Raw genomic sequence first — 24,900 nt, forward strand, 5'->3', positions numbered from 1 at the left:
ACGCCGCTTTCAACCGCTCTTGCCAACCTTCGCCCGATCCCTTCAACCAGTCGAGAACGGCGCGATCCACCGGGATCAGAGATTGACCTCGCGTTGCGTCCTATCGCTTGCGTTTTGCCCTCCAGGCATTGTGGTCGAGCACGTCCTGGACCCGATCAATGTGGACGCCGACTCGTTCTTTCGGTTTCATTTCGGTCATGTCCGATTTGATGCGTCCAAGGAGGCATTCTTTGCGAAGTAGCGAGGGAAATCTTTACCCGTTCCCAGCTCCCAGACGTGTGCCTACTTTCCAAAGCGTGAAAGACACCGACGCTGTTGAGGATAATAAACACAAGCATGAAGCACAACGCCCATGCCGATTTTGCAAGCTTCGGCCGGTCTCGTCCCTTGGGCCTTTAGCCATGTTTCCTCTAGCGCTTGCCTCTGCGGCGGCCTGAGCAACTAGCCATCGCATGATACCGGGCCAGGGCTTAACGCGCTGACCCGGTTACCCTGTCCATAGCTGGCGTTCACGCTTCGGCCTTTTGATTGACCACGGACGTCGCAATGTCGGTCAGAGCGATGTCAGTCGCCTGTTCCTCATCAAGCGTCGTCTGCAACAGCTTGGCTGCATCCTTTATCCCGAGTTCGAGAGCCCAGGTGCGGAGCGTTCCGTAGCGCGACATCTCGTAGTGCTCAACTGCCTGGGCAGCAGCCAGCAACCCGGCATCGAGCGCAGGCGAGCCTTCATATTCTTCCATGATCTCAGCCCCTTCGTCCGTGATGCCGAGAATGGCATCGCAGGTTTTCTTTTCAGGCTTTTTGCCGATGATCTTGAACACCTCTTCTAGGCGGGTGACATGAACCTTGGTTTCACCGAGATGCTTTTCAAAAGCGGCCTTGAGCTGCTGGCTCTTTGCCGCCTCGCGCATCTTCGGAAGGGTTTCGACGATCTTGTTTTCGGCGAAATAGACATCTTTCAACGTGTCGTGGAACAGTTCGTCGAGGGTCTTGATTGATTTGGCCATGATGGCGCTCCTTGGGTTGACAGTGGGTCCCGCCATCCGAACGGATGGCGAGCATAGCGTTACGCAACGTGCCGTACGGAGGTCTCCGAAAGGTAGCCGCGCTTGGTGCCGTAGATGCCGCCGAACCAGGCAGCTATTGCACCGAGCAGGAGTGCGACGAAACCAAGAATAGCGCCAGCGGACACGGCCTTTGTTGCCGTCTGCGCGGCATCGAGTGCCTGCGCTTTAGCGGCTTCCATCGTGTCGTTGTATGTCTTGATGTACTGATCGACTTGGGTACGGGCCTGATCGACCGGAATGTTTTGTGCTTTGGCAATGGCGTCGGCTGCTCGGGTTCGCGCGTCGTCGGCCTTTGCCTTGTCTCCGGTGACCGCCGCCTGAACAGCAGAAACGGCTGCGTTTTGAAGTGCCTTGGGATCGGTGCCGCCCGACGCGTCACGGATTTGTTGTTCGATGCCGCCCAGCGGGTTGGCCGAATTGGCAACGGCAGGAGCGGCGGCGGTGACCGCTGTTGCTGCCGTGCTTCCAACGCCGCTGACGATGCTCGACAAACCATTGAACGCGCCGCCGACCAGAGCGCCAACAGAGGTGGTCAACAGGTACAGAACGACCAGGGTCGTAACCGCCCAAGCCGTGAGACCATGGTAGCCGCCAGTAGAGTTGCTGGCTCTTCCAGAAAGGCGGCTGGCGATATAACCCCCGACGAACGAGGCGATCAAACCGGCCAGCACAAACCATAAGCCGCCCGCAATCGAAAACGTGCTGGGATCAGGATTGTCGTATTTGGCAGGATTGACGACTGCCGCACCAATGCCGACGCCAAGGAGGTTCAGCAGGAACTGAACGGCAAGCGCCACAGCAACGCCTGCAAAGATCGCGCCCCAGGAGACTTTATGGAGCAGTGCGGTCGCCCTCGGGTCGACCTCATAAACGGGGTCTCGCGGCAGATGAGTTGATACAGGTTGGGTCATGGCTACCTCGGCGATTCGCTGATTGTGGATGCATCCCAACTAGCAGCGGCCATCAATGTTCCCGTCAGTCCGCAAGAGGAACTATCCGAAGACCCCTTCGTTAGCTTGCCGTGGGGGAGGAATTTCCAAGGGTCGGCACCATCGCTTGCCGTCGAGAAGCAGTTGCTCGGCGAATTCGCGGTGAACGGCCCAACGCATCTTAGTAGGCGCCCTCCCTTCATCATGACGGCAGGCTTTGCCGTTCTGTGCACCCAAACCTGATCGCAGACGAGCCCTAATGGCGAATATCTACAGCGAGACTGCTTTCGATACACCGCACGGCTCAAGTTCGCTTTCGGCGTTCTTTGATTCCCGGTTGGAGGGCGAGGCAGCGATTGCACGTTTAGAGCAGGCTGGTATTGCCAAAGACAAAATTCGCTTCATGCCCGGATACGAAGACAGCGATGCCCCTATTGCCAGCAATGAACGTCACGGCTTCTTTGATGCCCTCACCGACTGGCTCTTCCCGGACGATGACCGGGCGGCATATGCGGAAGGTCCTCGTCGCGGTGGCTATCTTGTTTCGGTTTCAAACGTCGCGGACCTAGATTACAAGACTGCCCACGACATCCTTGACGATGAAGGCTCCATCGATCTGGATGAGCGAGCCGATCAATGGCGCACGGAAGGTTGGGATCCAACTGCCTTGGATACGGAAGTTTCACGAGGCAACAATGGTGTTTCCAGCGACCGTGATCTGACAAATGCGGCTTCAAACACCGGCAGAAATGACTCGGTCATAGGTTCAGAGGGCGACTTCACTCCGGTCGTCGGGCTTCGTGTCAGCAATCGCGATGTGAGCAACGGCAGCGGCAAGGTGCGGGCCTACATCGTTAAAACGCCCGTCAACGACCCTTCGACTAACGCGGAAACCGACGCGGAGGACCGCCGTTCTGGTGACCGGCCGTTGACCGGTGATGACCGCGCTTTCCAGGATGAGACGACTTCTGAGAAAGAGCGCGACCAGGAGGCGGTGGTTTCGAACGAAACTCCGGAGATCAAGAATGATCGGCCGCAATCGCCTGCACCGAAGATTTCGGAGCATGCATCGGGAATCCGGCGCGATTGATACATTCAGCTTCTACAAGGGTCGCAAGCGAAAGGGTTGCTCTGACAATATAGCTGGGCAGCGGCGATTTCACCAGTCCACAACGGCTCGTCCTTGTGCGAGTAGTTCCAGCGATCGGCCATCCCCTCACTCGCGGTTCGAGAACTCCGAGCGGGGATGGGACCCTTTGCATCGGCGTAGTCCGCCGTCGGGTCGACGTCGGTGAGGCTGTCTCCATGACATCGTAGGAGCCGGTCGTTTGCGGGAACAACGGCCCGCACTTGTTGTTCCTGAAGCAGGAGGAACCACATCATGTCACAGGGCAATCTCACCGGGCGGAAAGTCCTCGTGGTCGAGGAAGACTTGCAGGCCAAAACGATCGCGGACGCATTGGCGGACTACGGTGCGAAGGTCGTCGGACCGTTCCGGGCATCTAAGAAGAGCCTCTCTTATTGCGTACGAGGCCTGATTGACGCGGCTGTCCTCGACATCAAGGAGGGCGACGCAGGCTCGTTCACCGTCGCAGATCGCCTGGTGCTGGAGGAAATCCCGTTCATATTTCTCATAGGGTCCGACTGGAAGATTATCCCTCGCCGTTTCCAGCGCGTGCCTCGCTACTTGAAGTCGTTCGTCGAGACCGACGCGCCCGCCGCGTTGGCAGTTGAGATGCTTAGACGAGGGGCTAAGCCGCACCCAAGCACGTCGAACGTGATACGAAACCAATATCCGAGACGAGGATCCCCATCGCCGGGGATGGCTGTTTCCGTGCCTGCATTTGAGACTGGCTCGAGGGGCACGTGCTGCGCGGGCGACAGGGCTATGGCGGCCCGGGATGGTGAGCAGATGGAACGTACCCGCTGCATGAGGGTTCCCCTCAATTCAAGGGAAGACGCAAATGTTGGATGACCGCCCGAACGGGTTCACCGATGCCGAATTACTGGAGAACCTTCCGGCCCTCGAGAGCTTCGCGCGGCGGTTCTATAGGTCTGAAAATGATGTCGACGACCTCGTCCAGGAAACTCTCGCAAAGGCCATTGCCCATTCAGGCAGTTTCCAGCGGGGTACACAGCTTCGCTCCTGGTTGTTCACCATCATGCGCAACACCTTCTGTACGAAGTTCAAGATTGCCAAGCGGGAGCAGGTGGGTGGTTTAGATGATTGGGCGTTGTCGGCATCTCTTCCACCGGCGCAGGAATGGAACGTGCGGAGCCACGAAATGGAAAAAGCCATCCACGCGCTTCCGGAAGGTTACCGCGTAGTCGTCGATCTCGTACTGATCCAAGGCCTGAGTTACGAAACTGCTGCGCAGCGATGTAACGTGGCGGTGGGTACGATCAAAAGCCGGATCAGTCGCGCCCGAGACCGTCTAACGCGGTTTCTTGACGGGGAGTAGGGTATCAATTGGCGTTGGTAGACCTCTCGCCGAACAAGGCGTCTGCGATGTACCCGAGTTCCGTCGGCTTGGCGGACAGGGTGAAACCCGTAAACTTCTCAGGGATCACTGACGGATCGTAGCCTGTGGCGAATACGAATGGAACGTTGCAGCGTTCGAGTTCCTCGGCGACCGGAAACACAAGCCCGTCACCCAGATGAATGTCGAGAATTGCAGCATCGACACTTTCATTGTCGAGCAGGTCCAGCGCGGCTCTTACCGTTGCCACCGGACCGATGACGATGGCTCCCAAATCCTCGAGCTTCAGCCGCGTTTCATCCGCGAGAAAGTATTCGTCCTCGACGATCAATACCCGCTTGTTGGCGAAGAGCGCTGTGGACGGATGCTTCAAGATCCGCTCCTTCGTTATTTGGGAGGCTATACGAGTTATCGACGTCCATCGCTTTGTGCAAGCGCAAACAGCCCCCGAAAGCGATTGTTCCGGTTGCCTCAAATGAGTTGGAACATTGGCCGACTTTCTTGGTTCAGCGGGCTCACCGAGAAACATCACAATGGATGGATCTTATTTGGCAATACTTCTCGGCGCGACGACACTCATCCGCTGGATGGGCGCCGGGGTCGCAGCGGTCCTCGAGACCGACCACGAACTCCGTAGCGGCGAAATGAAAGGCGTATCGGAGCAGGTGTCGCTCGGCACAGCGCCGGGCGTGCTGTCGGCCGTCGCGATGGCAGTCAACGCGGCGGTCCATGGGAGCGGTCTGGATTCCAAGCTAGCCTATCGGCACGAGCTTTTCATTCTCGTCAGAAGCCGGGGCCATTCCCTGTTGTTCGTGGGCCCGTTGATAGGCGGCTCGAGACCGGGGTGCTGCTCAGGGGTGGCGATATCTCTCTTTTGTCAGCCATGTTCATTCTTCCTCCCAAAAGGGGTAGGTAAAGCTCCGGCCGTCGGACCGAACACTTTGTGGGGCCGGCGGGGATGCTGGCGTGACTTCTTGTAAAGCTTCTCGGCGATCGCGAACATTTCTTCGGGCGCGTAATCCGGAGTGAACGCCGGGGGAACACCGACGAGCTGCTGGATCTTGCAGCCTTCGGGCGTCGACGACTTCGAGTTCGCCCGGAGGATCGCCCGGCAGCGCCACCTCGTCATTGCTCTAGATGCCCGCGATTTCCTTGTACTCGTTCGGGCTCCAAGTGTAGAGGCGGCGATGCGAACCCTCGTCCAGAAATTTCTGCGGTTACCGAGATTGTTAGTCTTCGACTCAGGCGGCTTAGTGCCGAGGCGCCCGTTGGGCAACCGCGACTGCTAACGCCACTGCGACGGCATCGCGACTGACCGGCTTCGACAAGCAGGAAACGTCCTTGAACCGCTCCGGTATCTCGCTCTTGTCGTAACCGGTGACGAACATGAAGGGCACGCGGGCATTTTGAAGGCGGTCCGCCAATTCGAACACCCTGTCAGCACCCAGCCGGACATCGAGTACGGCGGCGTCGATCGCTGCATTCTCGACTGCCATCAGGCCGCCTTCGAGATTCGGAAACGGCCCTACCACGTCGCTTCCCTGATTTTCGAGCGTGAGCGTCAGTTCGGTGGCCTGTATATAGTTGTCCTCGACCACTAGGACGCGTCTTCCTAACAGATTGCCGAAAATCATGCCCGACCCCCTCAGTTTTGATAAGCAATCCACTCTATTGTAAGCTTCGCATATTCAAGGTCTGGTTTGAAGGGCCGAGCGGCGCCTGTTTGGGAAACCTAACGAATCCGCGATAACCGTCGCAGAAAGGGACGAGGGCGCACCGCCAGTCCGGCCTCGCCTACGCCGATGAAGCCCTCGGATCATCGAGAACCTCTGCTTGAGCTGAAAGTTTCTCGTCACTAGCCGACGTCAGCCGTAGTCGAAGCGGTGCTGGCGAATTAGGGGGTGACGGAATGCATGGAATGGACCGCGATCTGCCCGACGACTTGCCAGAGGCCCGCGGAAGACCTGTTATTCGGAAGCTGGCGCTTTAAACCGCCCGCACGATAGGGACCTTCGTCGGACAATCTTCCGTGTCACGGCCTTAAGGCCTACCGGTGTCGAAAAACTCAGACTAGAACGAACTGCCTGCGCTATCTGGGTCGCCATGAAGTCTGCGTCAATCTCCGATGGGTCAATCTGCGCGTAGTCCTGGCCGTTCGCGGTAGGAATAAGAAGGCCGACACGAAGCGCGGGCTTCAGGCGCTTGAGGCGGCGGACGATCTGGCGAGCCCGGGATTTCGAATTGCCGTTGAGAAACGTGACGATCGCTGTATCGACTCCGTCGAGGGGGAGTGCGAGCAATCCGCGACCGACGTGCTCGGAGTGGAGTGACGTCGTGACCATGGCGCCTTGAACTTCCAGCACCTGCGAGAGCATCGCGGCGGCAGCGTCGTCCAAACCGCCGCGGCCGCCGATGCACAGGATGGAACGGCCGTGACCATCGGGAAGTTCGAGTTCGGCCTCGGTCTTGGAAGGCTCCTCCGACGATGTATCCTCTTCGTTCTCCTCTTCGACCGCGATATCCGACAGGTCCTCCACAAGCGACAAGGAGCTCGTTGCGACCAGCAAGATCTGCTTCTCCGACATCACACCTCGCTGACGATCCTGTTCTCCCAAAAGAAGCGCTGGCAGACCCACCTTGTCATAATAATCGACGAGGTATTCTTCCTCGAGGAACTCCTCGGCGTTGTCGGACGCTTCGTTTGGATCCCCAGCCAACAGGCGTTGATAGAGCTTTTCGTGCGGCTCCAGCACGGGCTCGTTGCCGAGCAGGATATCGAGAAAGCCGAATTGCGGGACATATCTCCCAAGCACCACCAGGCACACCGTCAGCGGCGTCGACAGCATCAGTCCCAACGGTCCCCATAACCAGGACCAGAAGATAGCAGAAATGATGATTGCCAACGGCGACAGTCCGGTATGCGCGCCGTAGAGCCATGGTTCCAGCACGTTGTTGCTGACCAACTCGGTCGTCAGATAGAGCGCGCCGACCCAGACGACCAGGGACCAACCGGGAGCGATGGCGAGTGCCAAAAACAATGGAAGGATCATGCTTATGATTGCGCCAATGTACGGGACGAACCGCAGGACCAGCGTCAACAAGCCCCAAAGAATAGCGTTCGGGATTCCGAGCGCCCAGAGCCCGATAGTTATCGGCACGGCGTAGAGCGTGTTCACCACCAACTGCATGAGGAGGTATTTTCCAACCCGCTTGCCTGCATCCTGCAGGGCGGCGGTGGTCCGGTGGAGGTCGCCAAGGCCGACCAACCGGATGAAACGGTCGCGCAGGTCTTCCCGCTCAAGAAGCATGAAGACGACGAGTACGACCACGAGACCAGCGGTGGCGAACGGGCTGATAAGGGGCAGGAGCAGGTTGCCCAGCGTCTGAATTGGATCGGAGCGCGTCACGATCTCAACAGGCATCGGTGTCTGGTTCGACGGCGCCTGCACTTTCGGATCCTGGCTTTGATCGGCGCGGGTCTGTATCTCGGCACCGACGCGCTCGACGGCCTTGCTCAGGTGATCGAGGACGCCGTTGCCAGCACCCGCCTGGGCCAGCGAATGCACCTTTTCAACGATGTTTCTTTGATAGGTCGGTATGTTCTCGGCAAGATTGGCCACTTGCGTCGCCACGACGAAGCTGAATACGGCTATCGCGAAGAACGCCGACACGACGGCCAGGAGAACGGCGGGGATTTTTGGTACGGAGCGCTTTCGAAGGAAAGACACAATAGGTGCGAGCGTAAATGTCAGGAGAAGCGACAGCGCCAAGGGTACGAATATCTCCTGTCCTAGACGGAGAATGACCGCCACTCCGATCAAAATCAATATTGTGCGGCCCGAGAGCCTGCTGCGAAGCTCTGCGTTTGGAAGCTGGTATGGTGCGGCCGATATCGCTTTCCCTATATTCGAAATTCCTGCACTCACCGTGCACCCCCTGCCATATGCGGAGAAACAAAAATGCGAACGAACAAGATGCGATCCACATCCTGTGCAAAGCGGCGGTCAGTCGGAAGGGGCGCTTTGAGGCGTTTTTAGGGGATTGCATGTTCAGAACGGAGCAGCGAGGGTTTAGTTCCAAGCCTTGCGGTCTCAAATCCGCTGTGGCTCCGATCCTTCTTACTTTAGATCGCAGCTCGCGCGTGACTTGGGCTGCCTGCTCGACGTCGACGACAGCGTAGTACGTCGCCATCACTCCATCGGTGAAGGAAATCCAGGCCCGCAAGGAGCAACGCTGCAGACAGGAAAAGCATCAGGGTCAGCAGAACAAGGAATATGAATTCCGGAAACGTGAACGCGGGCTCCAATGAAGGAAGCTGGTTGATTACCCACCAAATTCGAGCTGGGCGGATCTCAATCCCGATTAGGTCCTGGTAGTGAACTCCTGTGCGCGTTATCGCTGCGCTTTTTATTGATAGCTCAGACACGTGTCTTGATCATGGAGGGCTGTCGAGGAACAAACATTGCTGGCTGGTTGCCCCCGATAAAATGGAAAAACGGGCTCTCGGTTAGCCGATTGCTTATGACAGGTTTTTTAGTAGTCTCTCTGCGGCCATAACATCAGTCGTGTCCAAACCCTCTCCAAATCGCTCCAATACTGGCTTCAGCAATGCCCGTGCCGCGCGCAACCTGCCGTCGCTGGTCATCAGTGCGGCCAAATCGGTCGCTGTCCGCAGTTCCCATGCATATGCGCCCATGTTGGCACTTTTTTCCAAAGATGAGATCAGGCACGCCTCGGCTTCTGCCGAGGATGTTCTCGACAACAACAAGGTTGCCTTCACCCGCAGCAACTCCGGGATATAGCAGAGGTCCCCGTTCCTTTCGACGAGTTCGATTGTCTTGTTGATCCTGGTCAGGCCTTCCTCATACTCTCCGATCACTGCTAGGCCTTTTGCAAGGGACAGCTCAAGCATCGTCGTGAATACCTCATAGGTGGATGCATGAAGTTTCTCGATGCATCGTCGCAGGGTCTCGATCCCCACCTTCACCTCTCCACGACGAATGGCCAGCTCGCCTTCGAACCCCCGAGCAACCGACACATACGGAGACAAGTTGTGTAGCCCTGCGCGCGAGACCAACCATTCAATATGTTCCTCGGCACTCTGCACGTCGTCTCGCCACAGGAAGACGGCAATGCCTCCAAGCAGTGCGATGCAGAGCGTCAGTGAATGCTCCAACTTAGCGGCATCGCCGATCGCCTGTCGCGCTTGGACGTCGGCCTGCGCCGGGTAGCCTTGTAACCACAGGTTCCGTGCAAGGATTCCGCCAGCGAGATGCTTTCCCTCGAAGCCGACGTAGCTGGCAGGAGTTCGCTGTGGCTGCGGTTCGCTCCTCGTTGCGGCTTCGAGTTCAACACGGGCGTGGCGAAGATCACCGGTAAAATGCAGCGAATTTCCGAGAAAGAAGTGTGCCAACTCGACGGTGGCGGCGTCGTCAACAGTGGCGGCGATTGCCGAACAACGCCGGGCATAGTCAAGGGCGGCGTTAAAATCTCCTATGCGAAGGCTAAACATGTGCAAAGGACCTAATATGCGCAACTGATCCAACGCGTTCCCCCGTTCCTCGGCGATTTGAAGGGCGCGACTAAGTGCGATCTGCGACGTCTCGCGGCCGCCCTGCAGATACATGCGGGAAATTCCCAGACCAGCTTGCAGGTGCATCTCCTCGACGCTTCCTTTTGAGACATCGTCGAGGGCGAAAAGAGCGCGTTCCGACCATCGCTGGCATTCCGGGAAAAGTGACATCACCTGGAAGACGGGCACAGCGGCAGCCGCAAGCCTGATGCCGAGGTCAATATCGCCACGGGTTCCGAACGCCCATTCCAGTGCCGCTCGCACGTTATTGATGCTCACGAAGTACGGCAACCGCTCAGGACCCGTGGAAAGCGCCGGCCAATCCGGTCCGAATTGTTCCAGCCAACGCTGATAATACGTTGCGTGACGCGCATTCAATCCTGCGCGATCCTCGTCCGTCTGACTTTGAAGCGCGTATGCCCGTGTCGTATCCAGCAAGCGGTAGCGCATCGTCGCCCCTGCCGGATGTGTTGCAAGCAGGGACTTGGTGACCAGATTGTCGAGTGCGTCGAAGATGGCCGAGGATGCCATGTCCGCTGTGGAAATTACCTCCAGTGCCGCGTCGAGGGTGAAGTCGCCGACAAAAACCGCCAGCCGCCGAAGCACGGTGCGCTCCATGTCTGTTAGAAGCCCAAAACTCCAGTCGAGTGTTGCCTGTAGTGTTCTTTGTCGCGGCGGGGCGTTTCGCGACCCGGCCCATCCCAATGTCAGATGCTGGTCGAGCAGCTTGGCGGTCTGGACGAGCCCGTAGCTCTCGACGCGGCGGGCGGCGAGTTCCAGGGCAAGTGCCATGCCATCGAGTTTTCGGCAGATGCTCGCGACGACGCGGGCATCCTGGTCGCTGAGATCAAGGGTTGCGCCGCTCGCCGCAGCCCGTTCGACGAACAGCCGGGTTGCCGGATATGACAGAACCGCTTCTGTCGAAAGCTCCGGATCGTCCGGCGGGCAGGGGAGGGTGTCGAGCCTGTAGACGCTTTCGGCTTCGATCCTCAACGCCTCGCGGCTGGTTGCCAGGAGAAATACCTGTGGCGCTGCCTCGATGATGGCGGCGGCGAGATCGGCGATGGCGTCGATCAGATGTTCGCAGGTATCGAGGATCAGCATGATTTGTTTGTCGCGCAGGTATGCAATCAAACTGGGACGTACATCGTTGGAGCCGACGGACAACCCAAGCATCGACGCGATCCCGGCCGCGACCAGGGCCGGATCGCTCAACATGCCATAATCGGCAAATAGGACAGCACCTTTGAATGTAGGAGCAAGGTGATGCGCGACTGCCGTGGCGACTGTGGTCTTTCCGACGCCACCGACGCCGACAATGGTGACCATTCGCGAGGCCATGAGCTTTTCGGTCAGAGCAAGAACGTCCTGTTCTCGGCCGACCATGCGATCCGGTCGGCTCGGCAGGATCGCATAGCGAAAATCGAGATCGGCGGTGCCTTGGCGAAGCCGGATCGTGAGATTGGCGCGACGAAACAATAGCCCCGTCCGGCGATGGTGGTGATGTACCGTGCTCCATCGTGACCGTCGCCCAGAGCCTTCCTCAGCCCCGTCATGTGGAAACGTAGGCTGCCTTCGTCGACGATGACATCGGGCCAGACGCGGGATATCAGGTCTTGCTTACTGACGATGACATTGGGAGCGAGGGTCAGAGCAACCAGCAGGTCCAGCGCACGCGCCCCGAGGTCGATCGGAACCCCGTCCTTCGCGAGAAGCCGCTGGCCGACGCTCAATTGAAACGGACCGAAGGATAGCTCCTCCGCCATAACGTTGCTGCCCACGGTCATGGCTCTGCCCCAGCCGTCCCCACTGACTTCTTATACTCCAATGGCCCTGCTGACGCTATTGAGGAAGGGCGCTGCCGCAGCACCCATCTCACACGATCCTGAACGCGACCTCGACGTTGCCGCGTGTAGCCCTCGAAAATGGGCATATCCGCCGCGCTTCGTCGATCAAGCGAGAGGCGACGGCTCGTTCCAGACCGGGAAGCTGAATGGCGAGCCGAACGCCGAGGATTTGTTGATCGTCGTCTAAGGACAGGTCCACCTCGGCATGGATTTTGACATTGGCAGGAAGGTTCACTCCTGTTCCTCTGGCCACCTTCGCCACGGAACTTGCGAAGCTCGCCGACCAGGCGGCAGCGATCAGCTGTTCGGGATTGGTGCCAATGCGGGCCGAACCGGGTTCTGAAAGCCTGAGGTCGAGCACACCGTCGGTGCTGCGAGCGATACCGTTCTGACGCCCGCCAGTCGTTTCAGTGATTGCCGTGTAGATCAGATGCATGGTGTTGTTCATGGACATATCCCTTGAGGGGCGAGCACCGAGCGGGCGCTCGCCTGATAAGATCAGCCGGATTTGCGCAGGCTGCGAAAGCCGATACGGACCTCGTCTGTGAAGAGCATCGGCTGCTCCCACGCCGCGAAGTGCCCGCCCTTGGGAAGCTTGTTGTAATGGACGAGGTTTGGATAAGCCTTCTCGGCCCAGGCACGCGGCGTCTGGTAGAGTTCATCCGGGAACACGCTGACCGCGACCGGCACCTTGACGCCCTTCGGAGCGAAGAATGCGAGCTTGTTCTCCCAGTAAAGCCGCGCGGCTGAGACACCGGTATTTGTCAGCCAGAACAGCGTCACGTTGTCGAGGACATCGTCTGGGCTCAGACCCTCATCCTGGCCGTCGAACGATCTTGCGATCATCTCCAGGCTCGCCCGGTCATGGTCGAGCATGTAGGTTGCAAGGGCGATGGGTGAGTCCGACAAGCCGGTGAGAGTTTGGGGGCGCGTCCCCATCAGGAATGCGTAGTAGACGTTTTTGTAGAAGAACACGAGCTGGTCGTACGAGGCCTTTTCTTCATCTGAAAGACCCGCTGGCGCAGGCGCTCCGACAAAGGACGCGTTGTTGATGTCGTTCGGGATGGCACCTGGCATGTTGGTATGGATGCCGAGCAATTCAGGCGGGGCCTGCACACCGATCATATCGGTCACGACTGCGCCCCAATCGCCGCCTTGCGCGACAAATTGCTTGTAGCCCAGCCGTCGCATCAGAGTGATCCAGGCCGTCGCTATCCGTTCTGGCCCCCAGCCGGTCGCGTCGGGCTTTCCGGAAAAGCCATATCCCGGCATCGAGGGAATGACGATATGGAATGCATCCGATGCGCTGCCCCCGTGCGCTGTTGGATCGGTGAGTGGCCCAATGATCTTCAACTGCTCGATGATCGAGCCCGGCCATCCGTGCGTTACGATCAGGGGAAGCGCATTGTCGTGCTTGGAGCGGACATGGATGAAATGGATGTCCAGGCCATCGATCTCGGTGATGAAGTTTGGCACGGCGTTGATCCGGGCTTCGGCCTTGCGCCAGTCGTATTTGTTCTGCCAGTGATCGAGCACCTGCTCGATGGTTTTGAGCGGAACGCCTTGGGAGAAATCGCTGACGGTTTCCTTTTCGGGGAGGCGGGTGTGAGCGAGGCGATCGCGAAGGTCGGCAAGATCTGCCTCGGGCACGTTGACCTGGAACGGGCGTATAGCGTCGGATTGCGTTGCGGCGTTTGAACGTGCAGGAATGAAGCTCGCGATGCCCAGGGCGGCGATGCCGGACGCTGCAGCAGCCAGAAGGCGACGGCGGTGCTCATCGATAACGTCAGTCTTGATAGCGGTCATGATCGTTCTCCTCGGAAACAGTTGATCGTCTGCACGACTGTGCTGCTTCAAGGGCTACGCCCACGACGTCGACTGCGCACGTTAGGCGTTGTTAGATGTTGATAATCGCTCGACGCTCGCCGGTATCGGCTTTGACGACCCCTGGGACAGGGCGTCTGGCGTCTTCTTCCCATTTTGATCGCTGGCGGCGTGGACCCCAGCTAATGACGACTAACAACGCATAACGTGCGGTTTGCGCCGTGGCGAAGTAGCTTTTGGTCAGCACAACGGTGCAGACAATCAATCATCAACAGCCAACGAAAAGGAATTTCGTCATGACCTCCAAGGTTCTCTTTACTGGCAAGACACACAACACCAATGGCCGCGATGGCGGAGCCCGCAGCAGCGATGGTTTCCTGGACATCAAGATGAAGCAGCCGCACCCGGCCGCCGAAAACCTGTTCGGAGCCGCCTGGTCCGCCTGCTACATGGGAGCCATCGAGGTCGCCGCCTCCCGCAGGCAGATCAAGCTGCCGGCCGGGATATCGGTCGACGCTCAAATCGATCTGAGCAATGACGATGGCAACTTCTTCCTGAGCGCCTATCTCAATGTTAGCGTCCCCGGCATCGATCCAGTGATAGCTCGCGAGCTGATCGATACTGCCCACAGCATCTGCCCATATTCGAAGGCAACGCACGGCAATATCGAGGTAACGACCAATCTCGTCTGAGCGCGACCTTTCGGGTCTGTCCGCAGCAAGCGGCCAGACCCGGCAATCATCGAGATATAGAGCCATCTGTAATCGACAATGGCGTGCAAACGTCTGGAGGCAATCCAATGTTGAAGTTCGACACGCAACGTGACGCCTATCATGACTTTGCCGACCTGCTTGACACCACCATCTACCAACCCTTGCCTGACGAGTGGCTTGTCGGAATTACGGATGTCGTCGGCTCTACCTCGGCGGTAGCTGCGGGGCGCTACAAGGATGTCAATTACGCGGGCGCCTCGGCAATCGCGGCACTGGGGAACGCGTGGAACAGTTTCGATTTCCCATTTGTTTTTCGCGGTGACGGTGCAGCGTTCGCCCTTCATCCCGACAGACTGGAAACAGCGACGGCAGCGCTCCGCCAGACTGTCGGCTACGTCCGCGACGCACTCCAATTTGACCTGCGAGCCGGTTTAGTCTCGGTGAAAGAAATCCGTTCAGGCGGCAACGATGTCAGGACTGCCCGATATTCCGCGTCCGAGACCGCCACCTATTCGATGTTTGCCGGCGGTGGGCTGAACTGGGCTGATCAGCAGATAAAAGTCGGAAAGTATGGAATTGCGGACAATGTCACGGACACCTCCGCGAACCTGAAGGGTCTGACTTGCGAGTGGGCCCCGATCCCCAGCCAGAGGGGCGAGATACTTTCCCTCCTTGTTGAACCCTGCGATCATTCGAAGTCCGCGATGTTCAAAGTGCTCGCAAAGCAAATCGTGGCGGTTTTTGATGCAGGAGAGGGACACTCCCATCCCGTACCGAGCGGCGTTGTTATCACGAAGGATGCCAAAGATTATCTTGGCGGTGCAGCATGGGCCGATGTTGTCGCAAACTCCGACTATCGCAGGTACGACGACATTCTGCGTTTGACGTTGGATTGCACGGCCGATCAGATCGGAATGGTCGAGACCCTGCTTGTCCCCGCCAGAGATCGTGGAGATATCAGGTTTGGGCTACACCGGCAGTCCCACGCGCTCATGACTTGCCTGGTACCTTCAACCGATAAAGGCTCCCATCTTCATTTCCTCGATGGAATGGGTGGCGGGTACACAAAGGCGGCGGAAATGCTGGAGGCTCAATGGCCTCAGCAGGCGCTCAGCCGATAGGCTGACATCACAAATCATGGCCGTGCAGACCATTGCTTGGCGGCAGCTTCGGCCCCGAAAGCGGCAATTTTGCCACAAGACCCCTCCCGTTGACTGAGGCCCAAAGCCAGGGCCAAAGGTGGCATCCACGGTCGCTCGCGATGGGAAAACAGAGGAAATTTCGATAAGGCTTTGAAATCATGCGAGAATCCACGTTCTCCAGCAGGTCGTTCCAATGACTTAGCCTCATTTCCCCATAAAATCCATGTTGCGGGCCATTGCCACAAGGGGCCAAGCATTGCCAATGGGTTAGACGCAGTCTCACAATGATGTCCACATTTTACGGGTCAGTCCCTGCGACCCGGACCGCAACGTGATGGCGCCGTGGAACCGAAACCCGACCAAGCAATTACTTGTTTTATGGTTGAAGATCCCACACCGAAATACAAATGGCGCAAAACCTGGCCAGCCCGCGAAGACGCTGCCAGCCATGAGACCGATTTCAGTGGTTGGGATGGCGACGTCTGTATCGGCCGTATCAAACGAGAGCCGCACGGGCTGAAGAAAGACAAATGGCATTGGAGCGGGCAAGGCCTGCGCGCGCGAGAACGGCTTCTGCCGCACGTCGGTTATGCCGACACCGCCCGCCAAGCCGCCGCCCTGGTGGAACACTACTATGAGCGCTTGATGGCCCACAACGGCGGTAGGCTCTAATTCGAATGATGGGCCTGCTTCGGATGCCGCGACCAGCAGCGCCTGGCTAACTTCCTCCGGGGACTTCTCTTCATTGAAGGCGTCTAGAAGGGTCATTTGGGCCTTGTGACGCGCTGGACCATCTTCGCGGGGCCATCGGTCCATCAGGAGCTTACCGGCGCCCGTGACCGTGTTGACAGTCCGGTATTTGCCGGCAACGAGAATTTGGACGGGGCGGAATGTTCGGCGGTCTCTGTCCATCACCATCCTTCGCTAATGCCGCGGCTCAACGGATCACTTCCGGACTCGTTCCTCGATCGTCCTCGCGATGGTGGAACCTATTCACTGCTGTACGATTGAGGAGCGGGCCGCACCCATCATGTGGGCCCAAGAAAGCCAGGCGTCGCGCTCCGCACAGATGCGGCGCCTGGTCAACGAAGCAGCCAAGCTTGGTTACCGCCTATGTCCGCATACCGCGCTTCTTCGGATGGAATTTCATATCGGTACTTTTCGCGCCGATCTCTGGCAGAACCAGTCTCATGTGGCGCGGGAGCGTGGAGGCAATGAACAGCCCGGCCTCCTCTGCGGCCAAAATGAAGGCATGACGCGCCTCATCACATGGCAGATGCCCGTTTAGTACGCTCGCGCATATGTCTAACGCGGAACGAAACGCTTCGCCACCTTTGGCAGGCCACCGGTAAAAGAGCATGTTTTGTGCGTCCGTCGTTGACCAGACGACTTGGTACTTGCCAAGCTTGCCGAGTTCCATATAAACGCCGTCGGTCCACATTTTTTCAGAGACTGAAGTCATAACTCACCCCACTGACGCAACTACTGCGAGTCAATGACGGGAGAAGCGATTCGTTCCGGCCCTCCACCAAAGGAAGTATCTAAAGCCGCGCCCGCCGAGGCTTTTTGGTCTGGAAATTGCTATGAGCTGATCTAGCTTCCAGCTCGAATGTCGGAGAGCGAAATTATGCAGAAGAGATTTCTCGTCAGCTTACCAGAATGTTGAATGCACAGGACATGCTCCGCCGCGTGTTCCAGGGTATATAGCAAGAAAACCGCCCACCTCTTGAGGATGACGGGTGTGTCGACCCGCGCACCAGTGCGGTCGGCTGGCCTATTCTGGTGGTCCGCCCTTGATTCGAACAGGGAACATCCACCGTAGAAGACCGACGCTCTGTCCAGTTGAGCAAGTTGTGGTATTCAGCACGACCGAAATCTGATGAACGCTTGGCTGCGGAGCCAAGGCTTATCGTCGCCTCCTGAAAGGTCAAAATCGCGGATGGCTTATCCCAAGCCAGCGGGAAAGCCGAAGGGCAATCATGGGCTCCAGAGATAAAAAGTTGTCATGGTTTAGGCCCTTATTTCTTCGGCGACTGCTGCAGTTGCCGGGCGAACTTCAAACGGAATGTTGGGCTGAACCTCAAACCAGATGAACGCGCCGGCTTCATTTCGAACGAGTCCGTGGGTTCCAAGGAGTTGTAAAAATTCCACTCACGTTAACGAGCATGTTTTCTTCAGAGCCGGGTCGACGACCAAGGGGTAGGCGGCCGGCTGGCCAGTTCGTGGGAATGGGCCGCTGAGGGCGATGGATGGGGTGCATTGGTTTCCTTGAATGCAAAAAGCCCGCGATGGCGGGCTGTGGGGTGTGGATGTGACCCTCTTGCGAGCGGTTGCAAAGGTGCTAAAATTACCCCGGCAACAGGGGTTTGGAAGAGATGCGCATTCGTTGGGAGCGGCCGGTCATGCTCGCTTGCAAGGCAAGCGGCGAACTGCTCGTAATCACGACGACCGAGGAGGCATTTGAGTTTTTAACCTCGAAATGGCCTATCAGCGGGGGAAAAAAGTACTTCACCGCGTTGGAGTTCTGTGACCGTGTTGCGGTCGGCACGGCAGACCGTGAACGCGCCCGGCTGGCGTTCATCGCGGCCGCCGAAGAGGCTGGATTGCCAGTCACAACGATTGGCGTCGCCGACACGGTCGAGTAGCTGTTCGGAACAAAACTGCCGTTTTCGGTGTTCTCCCTTCATAAGGAGGACTTCAAATGACCCACGATCCGAACGAACCTGATTTGCGTACGACGCCACAGCCGTATCGCCGTCCGACGCAAAACTGGCAGATTTTTGCAGCGATTATCGCAGTGCTTGTCGTCGGCGGTTTTGCGTGGTCGCAATGGGGAGGCGGGCCTGGAACCGACCACGTCACAACGTCGTCGACCACGACAGACGCGCAGCCGTTGGCGCCAGCAAGCCCGAAAACGCCAGCTCCGGCCTTAGCGCCTCCGACGGCGGCACCGGTCACGCCGGCTCCGGCAAACTAACGGCGTCATTATCTCACGGTTCAGGCATGTCAGGCCCCATGGGTCGGGTAGTCGTTTTCGCTCGCGCGGAAGGAACAGTGCGTGCCGGTCAAGGTGGGCCACCTCGCTTTCGAACCGCGGCGGTCCACATGATTCTTAGGAACGCCACGCCAGGCAGGATTGGGCGGAAGTCCGCAGCCTCCATGCCTGAAGACGGCAACGTCGCGATGATCGATCCACATTGACGGCAAGCCACTATCATAACACGGCTTGATCGCTGGCAGTGCTTCCGCGTCGGCACCATCCCAGAGGGATCCTGCGAACGTCCAGAGCGGCGGGCGGGGCGCGTCGAAACGCCACCACATTTCCGGCCGCGTGCCGGGATAATCTGCGACCCACGCCGCACCCGCTTCCCACAGCCCCGCCAAAGCGCCTCGACTTCGTCGTCGTGCATCAGCTATCGGAATTCGACGAACTCGTCATGGCGTGGATCCCCAAGGTGAATGGTGCCGCCCATGGCCCAGACAAGCCAAGCATCTGAAGACGTCTGACGGCGCTTTGATTCGCTGAATTTTCTGACTGGCATTGGCGCTGGTTTTCCGTCATCAGCAGTGCTGGAAGCGCGCGGTTGCTGAGATCCGGGAACGTCCAGCACCAGTTCGCGCAGGCTCCGGTTCGCCATGGACTCACATCCAGAAGCCTTGGTATAAGCCAAGCTTGGCGACAGCGCACTTTTTTGAGCATTTCGCTTGCAAAGCGGTCACTTGCGCGGTGCATCAATTATTCGGCAGGCATGCTACCCAAGATGTCTGTTAACTTCGTGGTCATGCAGCCTTTACCAAGCTGCGATCTCTGTATATCAGCGGGAGGACTTGAGACGTCTGTTCGATCGCAGAACAATTAAACACATCAGAGATTATTATGGTGCCACAAATTTCGCTAGTCGTGCCGGTCTATAAGGAAGAGGCGAATATTCGCCCTTTCCTGGCTCGTGCGGAAGCATTGTTCGCGAAGATGGGAAAATCCTACGAGATCATATTTTCTTTGGATCCATCGCCGGACAGAACTGAACAGGTGATACTCGAAGAGATCAATCGCAATTCGAACATCAAGCTCTTGCTCTTCTCGCGTCGCTTCGGCCAACCGGCAGCGACCATGGCTGGCATCCTTTCGTGCACTGGCGAGACTTGTGTCGTCATCGATGTCGATCTGCAAGACCAGCCCGAACTGATTGAAGAAATGTATGGGAAGCTGTCTGAGGGTTTCGAGGTCGTATACGCGACACGTCGCAACCGGCGTGGTGAGACCCTCGTCAAGAAGGTGATTTCGCATTTGGGTTACTCGGTCATCAACAAGCTTAGCGACGTTCAGATTCCCCGCAATACCGGCGATTTCCGTATCATGACCCGGAGGGTCATTGAAGAATTGCGGGGATTAAACGAGACGCACGGCTTCCTACGTGGCCTCGTCGCCTATGTCGGTTTCAAGCAGGGCTTCATAGAATATGATAGGGATGAGCGGTTCGCTGGCGTTGGCAATTACAACAGGCTGACCGGGTCGCTGAAGATCGGTCTGAATGGGTTGATTAGCTTCAGTGCGCGCCCGCTCTTCCTGATGTCGCTCACAGGTTTTGCCTTGGCTGGCCTCAGCTTTCTACTTGGCGCCTGGTATTTGGTGCAGAAGCTGATTGGCGTTGATCTGACGCCTGGCCTTTCGACCACGGTCTTGTTCGTCAGCTTCTTTTCCGGCATGCAACTTCTTGGACTCGGGCTGATCGGTGAGTATGTCGGCAGAATTTACGACGAGGTGAAGCGTCGTCCGATGTACATCCTAGATCGCAAAGTCAATTTCGAAGGAGACAAACTTTGATTCCGTTTAAGCTGCCGGTCCCACGCGGATATGAGTTTGAACCCGCGTGGAATGGAAGTAGTTTTATCGTCGGCGATAAAAGCATGCCTATTCTGGAATATAGCGAAAATTTCGAAGGCTGGTCCGATGACCTCACCCAGCTTCATGAAGAGGCCGCTGGCGAGCATCACCCAATTGACGTCGCGTCACGACGCCATGCGATAAGAGAAATTTCGGAACAGCTGGGTGATGGCAGCAAAGTCATCATGGACATCGGATGCTCCTCGGGGTTTCTCCTCAAGGAGATGGCAGTCGCCTTCCCAGCTAGCTCCTTAATAGGAGCGGATGTTGTCAAGGAACCCTTGGTCAAGCTGGCTGAACAGCTGAAAGACATCCCGCTGATACGCTTCGACCTGCTCCAATGCCCGCTTCCGGCGAATTCCGTCGATGTAATCGTCATGCTGAACGTCTTCGAGCATATTGGCGACGATGTGCTGGCGATGCGACAGGCATTTGACTTGTTAAAGCCGGGCGGAACGCTTGTCGTGGAAGTGCCGGCCGGCCCGAGATTGTTTGGTCCTTATGATGTCGAACTCAATCATTTCAGACGATATACAAGCTCGGAGCTAAGCCGAAAGCTTGCCGGCGCCGGTTTTAAGGTCGTAAAGAAGTCGCATCTGGGCTTTGTCCTTTTTCCGATGTTTGCGCTCGTCAAACTCAAGGACAAATACTTCTCAAAGCGGCGCGACAACACCGTCGTGCGACAGCAGGCCTCGGCAACGAAAAACAATCTCATTATGAAAATTCTGATGGATATAGAGGTAAAATTGCTCGGGCGCTTCTCGTTGCCGTTTGGCATACGCGTACTTATGACAGCCAATAAACCAACGTCTGATGCTTAGTCTTTTTAGCAACGATCGCGAATTCGATACCTCGTCGATCGTGGAGGTGACCAAGTGCTGACTTCAGTGATCCCAAAGGATCGGCAGAGCCTACTGCAATTCCTCCGATACCTAACCGTGGGAGGCTGTACAGCGGTTATCTATTTCGGATTGCTCGTTGTTCTCGTGCAATTTCTGCGTCTGGAGCATTTGCTAGCTGTCAGCATCTGCTACGTTTCGGCTATTTCGTTTCATTTTTTAGCCAATAAGGCTTTTACCTTTAGAAACCGCGATACCGACGTGCTGATGGAGATAGTACGCTATCTCTGCGTAGCTCTGACAAACTACATCATTACCATCATTGTTGTCTATGTTGTCGTGGATTTGGCCCAGCAATCACCCTACGTTGGTGCGGCTTTGGGTGTTGCTGTAACGCTTGGGCTGGGATACGTGATGACGAAATATTGGGTCTTTCACCATAAAAGGGAACCGCTTTGAGCAATACATTTGTCGTGACGGGTTGCGCTGGCTTCATTGGCAGCACCCTGGTGGATCGCCTGCTCGCGGATGGCCACACTGTCATCGGTGTCGATAATTTCTCGACCGGCCTGCGTCGATTCCTCGACGGTGCCCTGCAGAACCCGCGGTTTCGGCTGGTGGAACTGGATCTGCTCGACCTGGCTGCGCTCACGGCGGCATTCAACGGCGGCGAGGCGGTGTTCCATCTGGCTGCAAATGCTGACGTGCGGTTCGGGACCAGTCATCCGCGCAAGGACCTGGAGCAGAACACCATTGCGACCTACAACGTGCTCGAGGCCATGCGGGCCAACGATATCAAGAAGATTGCCTTTTCTTCAACCGGCTCGGTCTATGGCGAATCTCCAGTCGTTCCGACCCCTGAAGACGGCCCTTTCCCTGTGCAGACATCGCTGTACGGCGCCTCCAAGGCTGCAGGTGAAGGCTTGATCTCGGCCTATTGTGAAGGTTTCGGCTTCAGGGCGTGCATCTTCCGCTTCGTCTCTATTCTCGGCGAACGCTACACGCACGGCCACGTCTTCGATTTCTACGATAAGTTGAAGGCCGATCCTTCGCGCCTGCCGGTTCTTGGCAATGGCAAGCAGCGAAAATCCTATCTGTATGTGCAGGATTGCATCGACGCTATCCTGCTGGCGATGGACAAAGCCGAGGGCAAGGTCAACATCTTCAATCTGGGCGTCGATGGCTATTGCGAAGTCAATGACTCGATTGGTTGGATCTGCGAAGCCTTGGGCGTGAAGCCGGAATTGGAATATACCGGTGGAGATCGCGGCTGGATCGGCGACAATCCCTTCATTTTCCTTGATACCAAACGAATACAGGCGCTTGGCTGGAAGCCGAAATATACCATTCGCGAGGGCGTGCTAAAGACGGTCAGCTATCTTCAGGCCAACGAATGGGTCTTCACCACAAGGGTTTGAGATGAAACTGTGTGTACTGGGACTTTGGCATCTCGGCTCCGTGACTGCCGCTTGCCTGGCCTCCATCGGGCACGAGGTTATCGGTCTGGATGAAAACCAGGAGACGATAGCGGATCTGCAAAATGGCAAGGCGCCCCTCCTTGAGCCGGGCTTGAACGACCTGCTGGCCGCCGGCTTGCAGGCCAGCAATCTGTCTTTCACGACCGACAGCGCGGTTGCATTGCAGGACGCCGAAGTCGTTTGGGTGGCCTACGATACACCGGTCGATAACGACGATCGCGCAGACATAGATTTCGTGTTCTCGAGGTTAAGTGCAAGCCTTCCCTTCATGCGGCAGGGGGCGGTGGTGATCGTCTCCTCGCAAATGCCTGTCGGATCGATCAGAAAACTGGAGCAGCATGCGCTATCGCTTGATCGTAGCGATCTGCAATTCGTCTACAGTCCGGAAAATCTGCGGCTCGGGAATGCACTCAATGTTTTCCTGAAGCCAGACCGCATCGTCCTCGGCGTTCGCAACGCGGCTGTGAAGGAAAAGCTTACCACGCTCCTACAGCCGATTACCGACCGCCTGGAATGGATGTCTGTCGAATCTGCCGAGATGACCAAGCACGCGATCAACGCCTTCCTGGCGACCTCGGTGACATTTGCCAATGAGATCGCCGCCATCTGCGAGATCGTCGGCGCCGATGCTAAAGAGGTGGAGCGTGGCCTGAAAACCGAGGTCCGGATCGGCCCCAAGGCCTATCTTTCTCCCGGCGGTCCTTTTGCCGGCGGCACGCTCGCCCGTGACATTGAATATCTGGGGCAGGCGAGTGCTGCAGCTCATCTGGCAACGCCGCTTCTGTCGTCGGTAAAGATCAGCAATGACGAGCATAAAAACTGGGTCCGCCGCAAACTGCGTGGTCTATTCGACGATCTGACTGGTGTCGATGTGGCGGTATGGGGACTGACCTACAAGGTCGGCACCAGCACATTGCGCCGGTCACAATCGGTGGAATTGTGCGATTGGCTCATCTCGCAAGGCGCAACGCTGCACGTCCACGATCCGGCCGCCACCGATCTGCCGGATAATTGGGAAACCGCAGCCACGCGTCATCACAGTGCCGTCGAAGCGGCGAGGAGTGCGCAGGTACTGGTCATTGGCACAGAGTGGCCGGACTATCGCAGCGATATTGAAAAATTGCCGTCCAACGTCAGCCAGCGGATTGCTGTTATTGATGCGAACCGATTTCTGCAGGCTCAAGCACGTAGCCTCGGCCTGCGCTACATTTCGGTTGGCGGCCAAGCGCAGAGGGGCGCGTAATGTCGAAGCAACTCACCGGCCGTGTCGCGATCATTACGGGCGCCAATCAAGGCCTCGGTTTGGAAATCGCCCGTAAATATGTACAAGCCGGAGCTGATCTTATGCTCTGCGCCCGCAACAAGGATCTGCTCGACGAAGTCTGCACCGAGCTGACGGGAATGGCTGAGCCTTGTCAAAAGATTGTTGCCATCCAGGCCGATGTCTCGAAAGAGGCTGATGTACAGGCGCTGTTCAGCGCCACTATGGCTGCGTTTGGCGGGTGTCATATCCTCGTGAACAACGCCGGAATTTATGGACCCAAGGGTGAGATCGAAACGGTTGACTGGTCCGAATGGGTCCGGGCGATGGAAATCAACGTCCTTGGATCAGTTTTGATGTGCCGCGAGGTGCTGGAGCATTTCAAGGCGCAGAAATACGGAAAAATCATTCAGCTTTCTGGTGGAGGGGCAACCAATCCTCTGCCCAGAATAAGTGCTTACGCGGCCTCCAAAGCGGCAATTGTTCGCTTTGCCGAAACGCTTGCCGAGGAGGTGCGCGGGTCGGGTATCGACGTCAATTGCATTGCTCCAGGCGCGTTGAATACGCGGATGCTGCAGGAGGTCCTCGAGGCCGGGCCCGAAAAGGTAGGGCAGGCGTTTTATGACCGTTCCGTAAAGCAGAAGGAAACGGGCGGCGCCCCGATCGAGATAGGCGCGGAGCTGGCAGTCTTCCTGGCTTCGTCGGCTAGCGATGGCATTACAGGAAAGCTCATAAGCGCCGTATGGGATAATTGGGAACAATGGCCCGAGCATCGCCAAGAACTGGCTGCCAGCGATGCTTACACACTGCGGCGTATTGCCGGCCGCGACCGTGGCCTCACATGGGGCGACAAGTGATGGCGT

General features: G+C 57.4%; 22 protein-coding genes and 3 pseudogenes. 14 read left to right on the forward strand and 11 right to left on the reverse strand.

Annotated features, from left to right (window positions below):
- Positions 1-509: 509 nt before the first annotated feature.
- Together CPY51_RS09075 and CPY51_RS09080 are read right to left on the reverse strand one after the other, a co-directional pair.
- Positions 510-1,007, reverse strand: coding sequence for a YciE/YciF ferroxidase family protein (locus CPY51_RS09075; protein WP_111159931.1), 498 nt, complete (start codon positions 1,005-1,007; stop codon positions 510-512).
- 59 nt (positions 1,008-1,066) lie between these two features.
- The gene (locus CPY51_RS09080) at positions 1,067-1,978 is read right to left on the reverse strand and encodes a PhnA-like protein (protein WP_111159932.1); all 912 of its coding nucleotides are present in this window, start codon (positions 1,976-1,978) and stop codon (positions 1,067-1,069) included.
- Between the two features lie 277 nt (positions 1,979-2,255).
- On the opposite strand from CPY51_RS09080, the gene CPY51_RS09085 reads away from it, so the two are divergent.
- The 3 genes from CPY51_RS09085 to CPY51_RS09100 all read left to right on the forward strand — a co-directional run bounded on the left by CPY51_RS09085 (position 2,256) and on the right by CPY51_RS09100 (position 4,458).
- Positions 2,256-3,086 (forward strand): hypothetical protein, encoded by an 831-nt coding sequence (locus CPY51_RS09085; protein WP_195909482.1) that lies wholly within the window; start codon positions 2,256-2,258, stop codon positions 3,084-3,086.
- 291 nt (positions 3,087-3,377) lie between these two features.
- Positions 3,378-3,971 (forward strand): response regulator, encoded by a 594-nt coding sequence (locus CPY51_RS09095; protein ID WP_111159934.1) that lies wholly within the window; start codon positions 3,378-3,380, stop codon positions 3,969-3,971.
- Positions 3,961-4,458 (forward strand): sigma-70 family RNA polymerase sigma factor, encoded by a 498-nt coding sequence (locus CPY51_RS09100; protein ID WP_111159935.1) that lies wholly within the window; start codon positions 3,961-3,963, stop codon positions 4,456-4,458. Before CPY51_RS09095 ends, CPY51_RS09100 begins: the two co-directional genes overlap by 11 nt.
- Positions 4,459-4,462: 4 nt before the next feature.
- Here the strand turns inward: CPY51_RS09100 and CPY51_RS09105 are convergent, their stop codons facing one another.
- From CPY51_RS09105 to CPY51_RS09140, 7 genes and pseudogenes are all read right to left on the reverse strand, one after another.
- Complete coding sequence (locus CPY51_RS09105) at positions 4,463-4,849, reverse strand: response regulator (RefSeq protein WP_244598545.1); 387 nt, start codon at positions 4,847-4,849, stop codon at positions 4,463-4,465.
- 591 nt (positions 4,850-5,440) lie between these two features.
- A pseudogene (locus tag CPY51_RS33305) lies at positions 5,441-5,690 on the reverse strand (manganese catalase family protein); the annotation flags it as partial.
- 36 nt (positions 5,691-5,726) lie between these two features.
- Positions 5,727-6,110, reverse strand: a complete 384-nt coding sequence (locus CPY51_RS09115; RefSeq protein ID WP_111159937.1) for a response regulator — start codon at positions 6,108-6,110, stop codon at positions 5,727-5,729.
- A gap of 333 nt (positions 6,111-6,443) precedes the next feature.
- Positions 6,444-8,369 carry an AI-2E family transporter gene (locus CPY51_RS09120; RefSeq protein WP_420820683.1) on the reverse strand — a complete coding sequence of 642 codons (1,926 nt, stop codon included), beginning with the start codon at positions 8,367-8,369 and terminating at the stop codon, positions 6,444-6,446.
- A 626-nt stretch (positions 8,370-8,995) separates the two neighbouring features.
- Positions 8,996-11,835 (reverse strand): annotated as a pseudogene (locus CPY51_RS09130) (winged helix-turn-helix domain-containing protein).
- An 88-nt stretch (positions 11,836-11,923) separates the two neighbouring features.
- The gene (locus CPY51_RS09135; protein ID WP_195909483.1) at positions 11,924-12,343 is read right to left on the reverse strand and encodes an Ohr family peroxiredoxin; all 420 of its coding nucleotides are present in this window, start codon (positions 12,341-12,343) and stop codon (positions 11,924-11,926) included.
- Positions 12,344-12,393: 50 nt separating this feature from the next.
- Positions 12,394-13,701 carry an epoxide hydrolase family protein gene (locus CPY51_RS09140; RefSeq protein ID WP_111159940.1) on the reverse strand — a complete coding sequence of 436 codons (1,308 nt, stop codon included), beginning with the start codon at positions 13,699-13,701 and terminating at the stop codon, positions 12,394-12,396.
- 314 nt (positions 13,702-14,015) lie between these two features.
- On the opposite strand from CPY51_RS09140, the gene CPY51_RS09145 reads away from it, so the two are divergent.
- The 3 genes from CPY51_RS09145 (at position 14,016) to CPY51_RS33310 (ending at position 16,246) form a co-directional block, all read left to right on the forward strand.
- Positions 14,016-14,411 carry an Ohr family peroxiredoxin gene (locus tag CPY51_RS09145; RefSeq protein WP_111160019.1) on the forward strand — a complete coding sequence of 132 codons (396 nt, stop codon included), beginning with the start codon at positions 14,016-14,018 and terminating at the stop codon, positions 14,409-14,411.
- 107 nt (positions 14,412-14,518) lie between these two features.
- On the forward strand, positions 14,519-15,553 hold the full coding sequence (locus CPY51_RS09150) for a DUF3095 family protein (RefSeq protein WP_111159941.1): 1,035 nt from the start codon (positions 14,519-14,521) through the stop codon (positions 15,551-15,553).
- Between the two features lie 363 nt (positions 15,554-15,916).
- Positions 15,917-16,246 (forward strand): hypothetical protein, encoded by a 330-nt coding sequence (locus CPY51_RS33310; protein ID WP_244598560.1) that lies wholly within the window; start codon positions 15,917-15,919, stop codon positions 16,244-16,246.
- 24 nt (positions 16,247-16,270) lie between these two features.
- On the opposite strand, the pseudogene CPY51_RS33315 reads toward CPY51_RS33310, so the two are convergent.
- Positions 16,271-16,492: pseudogene (locus tag CPY51_RS33315) on the reverse strand (DUF982 domain-containing protein); the annotation flags it as partial.
- 193 nt (positions 16,493-16,685) lie between these two features.
- Entirely contained in the window at positions 16,686-17,036 is a 351-nt protein-coding gene (locus CPY51_RS09160; RefSeq protein WP_111159942.1) for a DUF982 domain-containing protein, read from the reverse strand.
- 913 nt (positions 17,037-17,949) lie between these two features.
- Between CPY51_RS09160 and CPY51_RS09165 the strand changes: the two genes are divergently transcribed.
- From CPY51_RS09165 to CPY51_RS09205, 8 genes are all read left to right on the forward strand, one after another.
- A complete protein-coding gene (locus CPY51_RS09165; protein ID WP_111159943.1) occupies positions 17,950-18,219 on the forward strand; it encodes a DUF982 domain-containing protein in 270 nt (89 codons plus the stop codon).
- Positions 18,220-18,275: 56 nt separating this feature from the next.
- A complete protein-coding gene (locus CPY51_RS09170; protein ID WP_111159944.1) occupies positions 18,276-18,551 on the forward strand; it encodes a hypothetical protein in 276 nt (91 codons plus the stop codon).
- A gap of 900 nt (positions 18,552-19,451) precedes the next feature.
- The gene (locus CPY51_RS09180) at positions 19,452-20,399 is read left to right on the forward strand and encodes a glycosyltransferase family 2 protein (RefSeq protein ID WP_111159946.1); all 948 of its coding nucleotides are present in this window, start codon (positions 19,452-19,454) and stop codon (positions 20,397-20,399) included.
- Positions 20,396-21,280 carry a class I SAM-dependent methyltransferase gene (locus CPY51_RS09185; RefSeq protein WP_146260105.1) on the forward strand — a complete coding sequence of 295 codons (885 nt, stop codon included), beginning with the start codon at positions 20,396-20,398 and terminating at the stop codon, positions 21,278-21,280. The genes CPY51_RS09180 and CPY51_RS09185 overlap by 4 nt, the downstream gene beginning before the upstream one ends.
- A gap of 54 nt (positions 21,281-21,334) precedes the next feature.
- Positions 21,335-21,757 carry a GtrA family protein gene (locus CPY51_RS09190; RefSeq protein ID WP_195909484.1) on the forward strand — a complete coding sequence of 141 codons (423 nt, stop codon included), beginning with the start codon at positions 21,335-21,337 and terminating at the stop codon, positions 21,755-21,757.
- On the forward strand, positions 21,754-22,716 hold the full coding sequence (locus CPY51_RS09195) for an NAD-dependent epimerase/dehydratase family protein (protein WP_111159949.1): 963 nt from the start codon (positions 21,754-21,756) through the stop codon (positions 22,714-22,716). The genes CPY51_RS09190 and CPY51_RS09195 overlap by 4 nt, the downstream gene beginning before the upstream one ends.
- Position 22,717: 1 nt before the next feature.
- The gene (locus CPY51_RS09200) at positions 22,718-24,019 is read left to right on the forward strand and encodes a UDP-glucose dehydrogenase family protein (protein WP_111159950.1); all 1,302 of its coding nucleotides are present in this window, start codon (positions 22,718-22,720) and stop codon (positions 24,017-24,019) included.
- Positions 24,019-24,894, forward strand: coding sequence for an SDR family NAD(P)-dependent oxidoreductase (locus CPY51_RS09205; protein ID WP_111159951.1), 876 nt, complete (start codon positions 24,019-24,021; stop codon positions 24,892-24,894). The genes CPY51_RS09200 and CPY51_RS09205 overlap by 1 nt, the downstream gene beginning before the upstream one ends.
- The last annotated feature ends 6 nt before the right edge of the window (positions 24,895-24,900 follow it).

Origin of the sequence: Arminella tubonensis (assembly GCF_003240585.1) — a bacterium.
Lineage (GTDB): Bacteria > Pseudomonadota > Alphaproteobacteria > Rhizobiales > Rhizobiaceae > Rhizobium > Rhizobium tubonense.

What these genes read in the sequence shown, in the direction of transcription:
- CPY51_RS09075 (WP_111159931.1), bottom strand. Translation starts at nt 1,007, where the DNA reads ATGGCCAAATCAATCAAGACCCTCGACGAACTGTTCCACGACACGTTG.
- CPY51_RS09080 (WP_111159932.1), bottom strand. Translation starts at nt 1,978, where the DNA reads ATGACCCAACCTGTATCAACTCATCTGCCGCGAGACCCCGTTTATGAG.
- CPY51_RS09085 (WP_195909482.1), top strand. Translation starts at nt 2,256, where the DNA reads ATGGCGAATATCTACAGCGAGACTGCTTTCGATACACCGCACGGCTCA.
- CPY51_RS09095 (WP_111159934.1), top strand. Translation starts at nt 3,378, where the DNA reads ATGTCACAGGGCAATCTCACCGGGCGGAAAGTCCTCGTGGTCGAGGAA.
- CPY51_RS09100 (WP_111159935.1), top strand. Translation starts at nt 3,961, where the DNA reads ATGTTGGATGACCGCCCGAACGGGTTCACCGATGCCGAATTACTGGAG.
- CPY51_RS09115 (WP_111159937.1), bottom strand. Translation starts at nt 6,110, where the DNA reads ATGATTTTCGGCAATCTGTTAGGAAGACGCGTCCTAGTGGTCGAGGAC.
- CPY51_RS09135 (WP_195909483.1), bottom strand. Translation starts at nt 12,343, where the DNA reads ATGAACAACACCATGCATCTGATCTACACGGCAATCACTGAAACGACT.
- CPY51_RS09140 (WP_111159940.1), bottom strand. Translation starts at nt 13,701, where the DNA reads ATGACCGCTATCAAGACTGACGTTATCGATGAGCACCGCCGTCGCCTT.
- CPY51_RS09145 (WP_111160019.1), top strand. Translation starts at nt 14,016, where the DNA reads ATGACCTCCAAGGTTCTCTTTACTGGCAAGACACACAACACCAATGGC.
- CPY51_RS09150 (WP_111159941.1), top strand. Translation starts at nt 14,519, where the DNA reads ATGTTGAAGTTCGACACGCAACGTGACGCCTATCATGACTTTGCCGAC.
- CPY51_RS09160 (WP_111159942.1), bottom strand. Translation starts at nt 17,036, where the DNA reads ATGACTTCAGTCTCTGAAAAAATGTGGACCGACGGCGTTTATATGGAA.
- CPY51_RS09165 (WP_111159943.1), top strand. Translation starts at nt 17,950, where the DNA reads ATGCGCATTCGTTGGGAGCGGCCGGTCATGCTCGCTTGCAAGGCAAGC.
- CPY51_RS09170 (WP_111159944.1), top strand. Translation starts at nt 18,276, where the DNA reads ATGACCCACGATCCGAACGAACCTGATTTGCGTACGACGCCACAGCCG.
- CPY51_RS09180 (WP_111159946.1), top strand. Translation starts at nt 19,452, where the DNA reads ATGGTGCCACAAATTTCGCTAGTCGTGCCGGTCTATAAGGAAGAGGCG.
- CPY51_RS09200 (WP_111159950.1), top strand. Translation starts at nt 22,718, where the DNA reads ATGAAACTGTGTGTACTGGGACTTTGGCATCTCGGCTCCGTGACTGCC.
- CPY51_RS09205 (WP_111159951.1), top strand. Translation starts at nt 24,019, where the DNA reads ATGTCGAAGCAACTCACCGGCCGTGTCGCGATCATTACGGGCGCCAAT.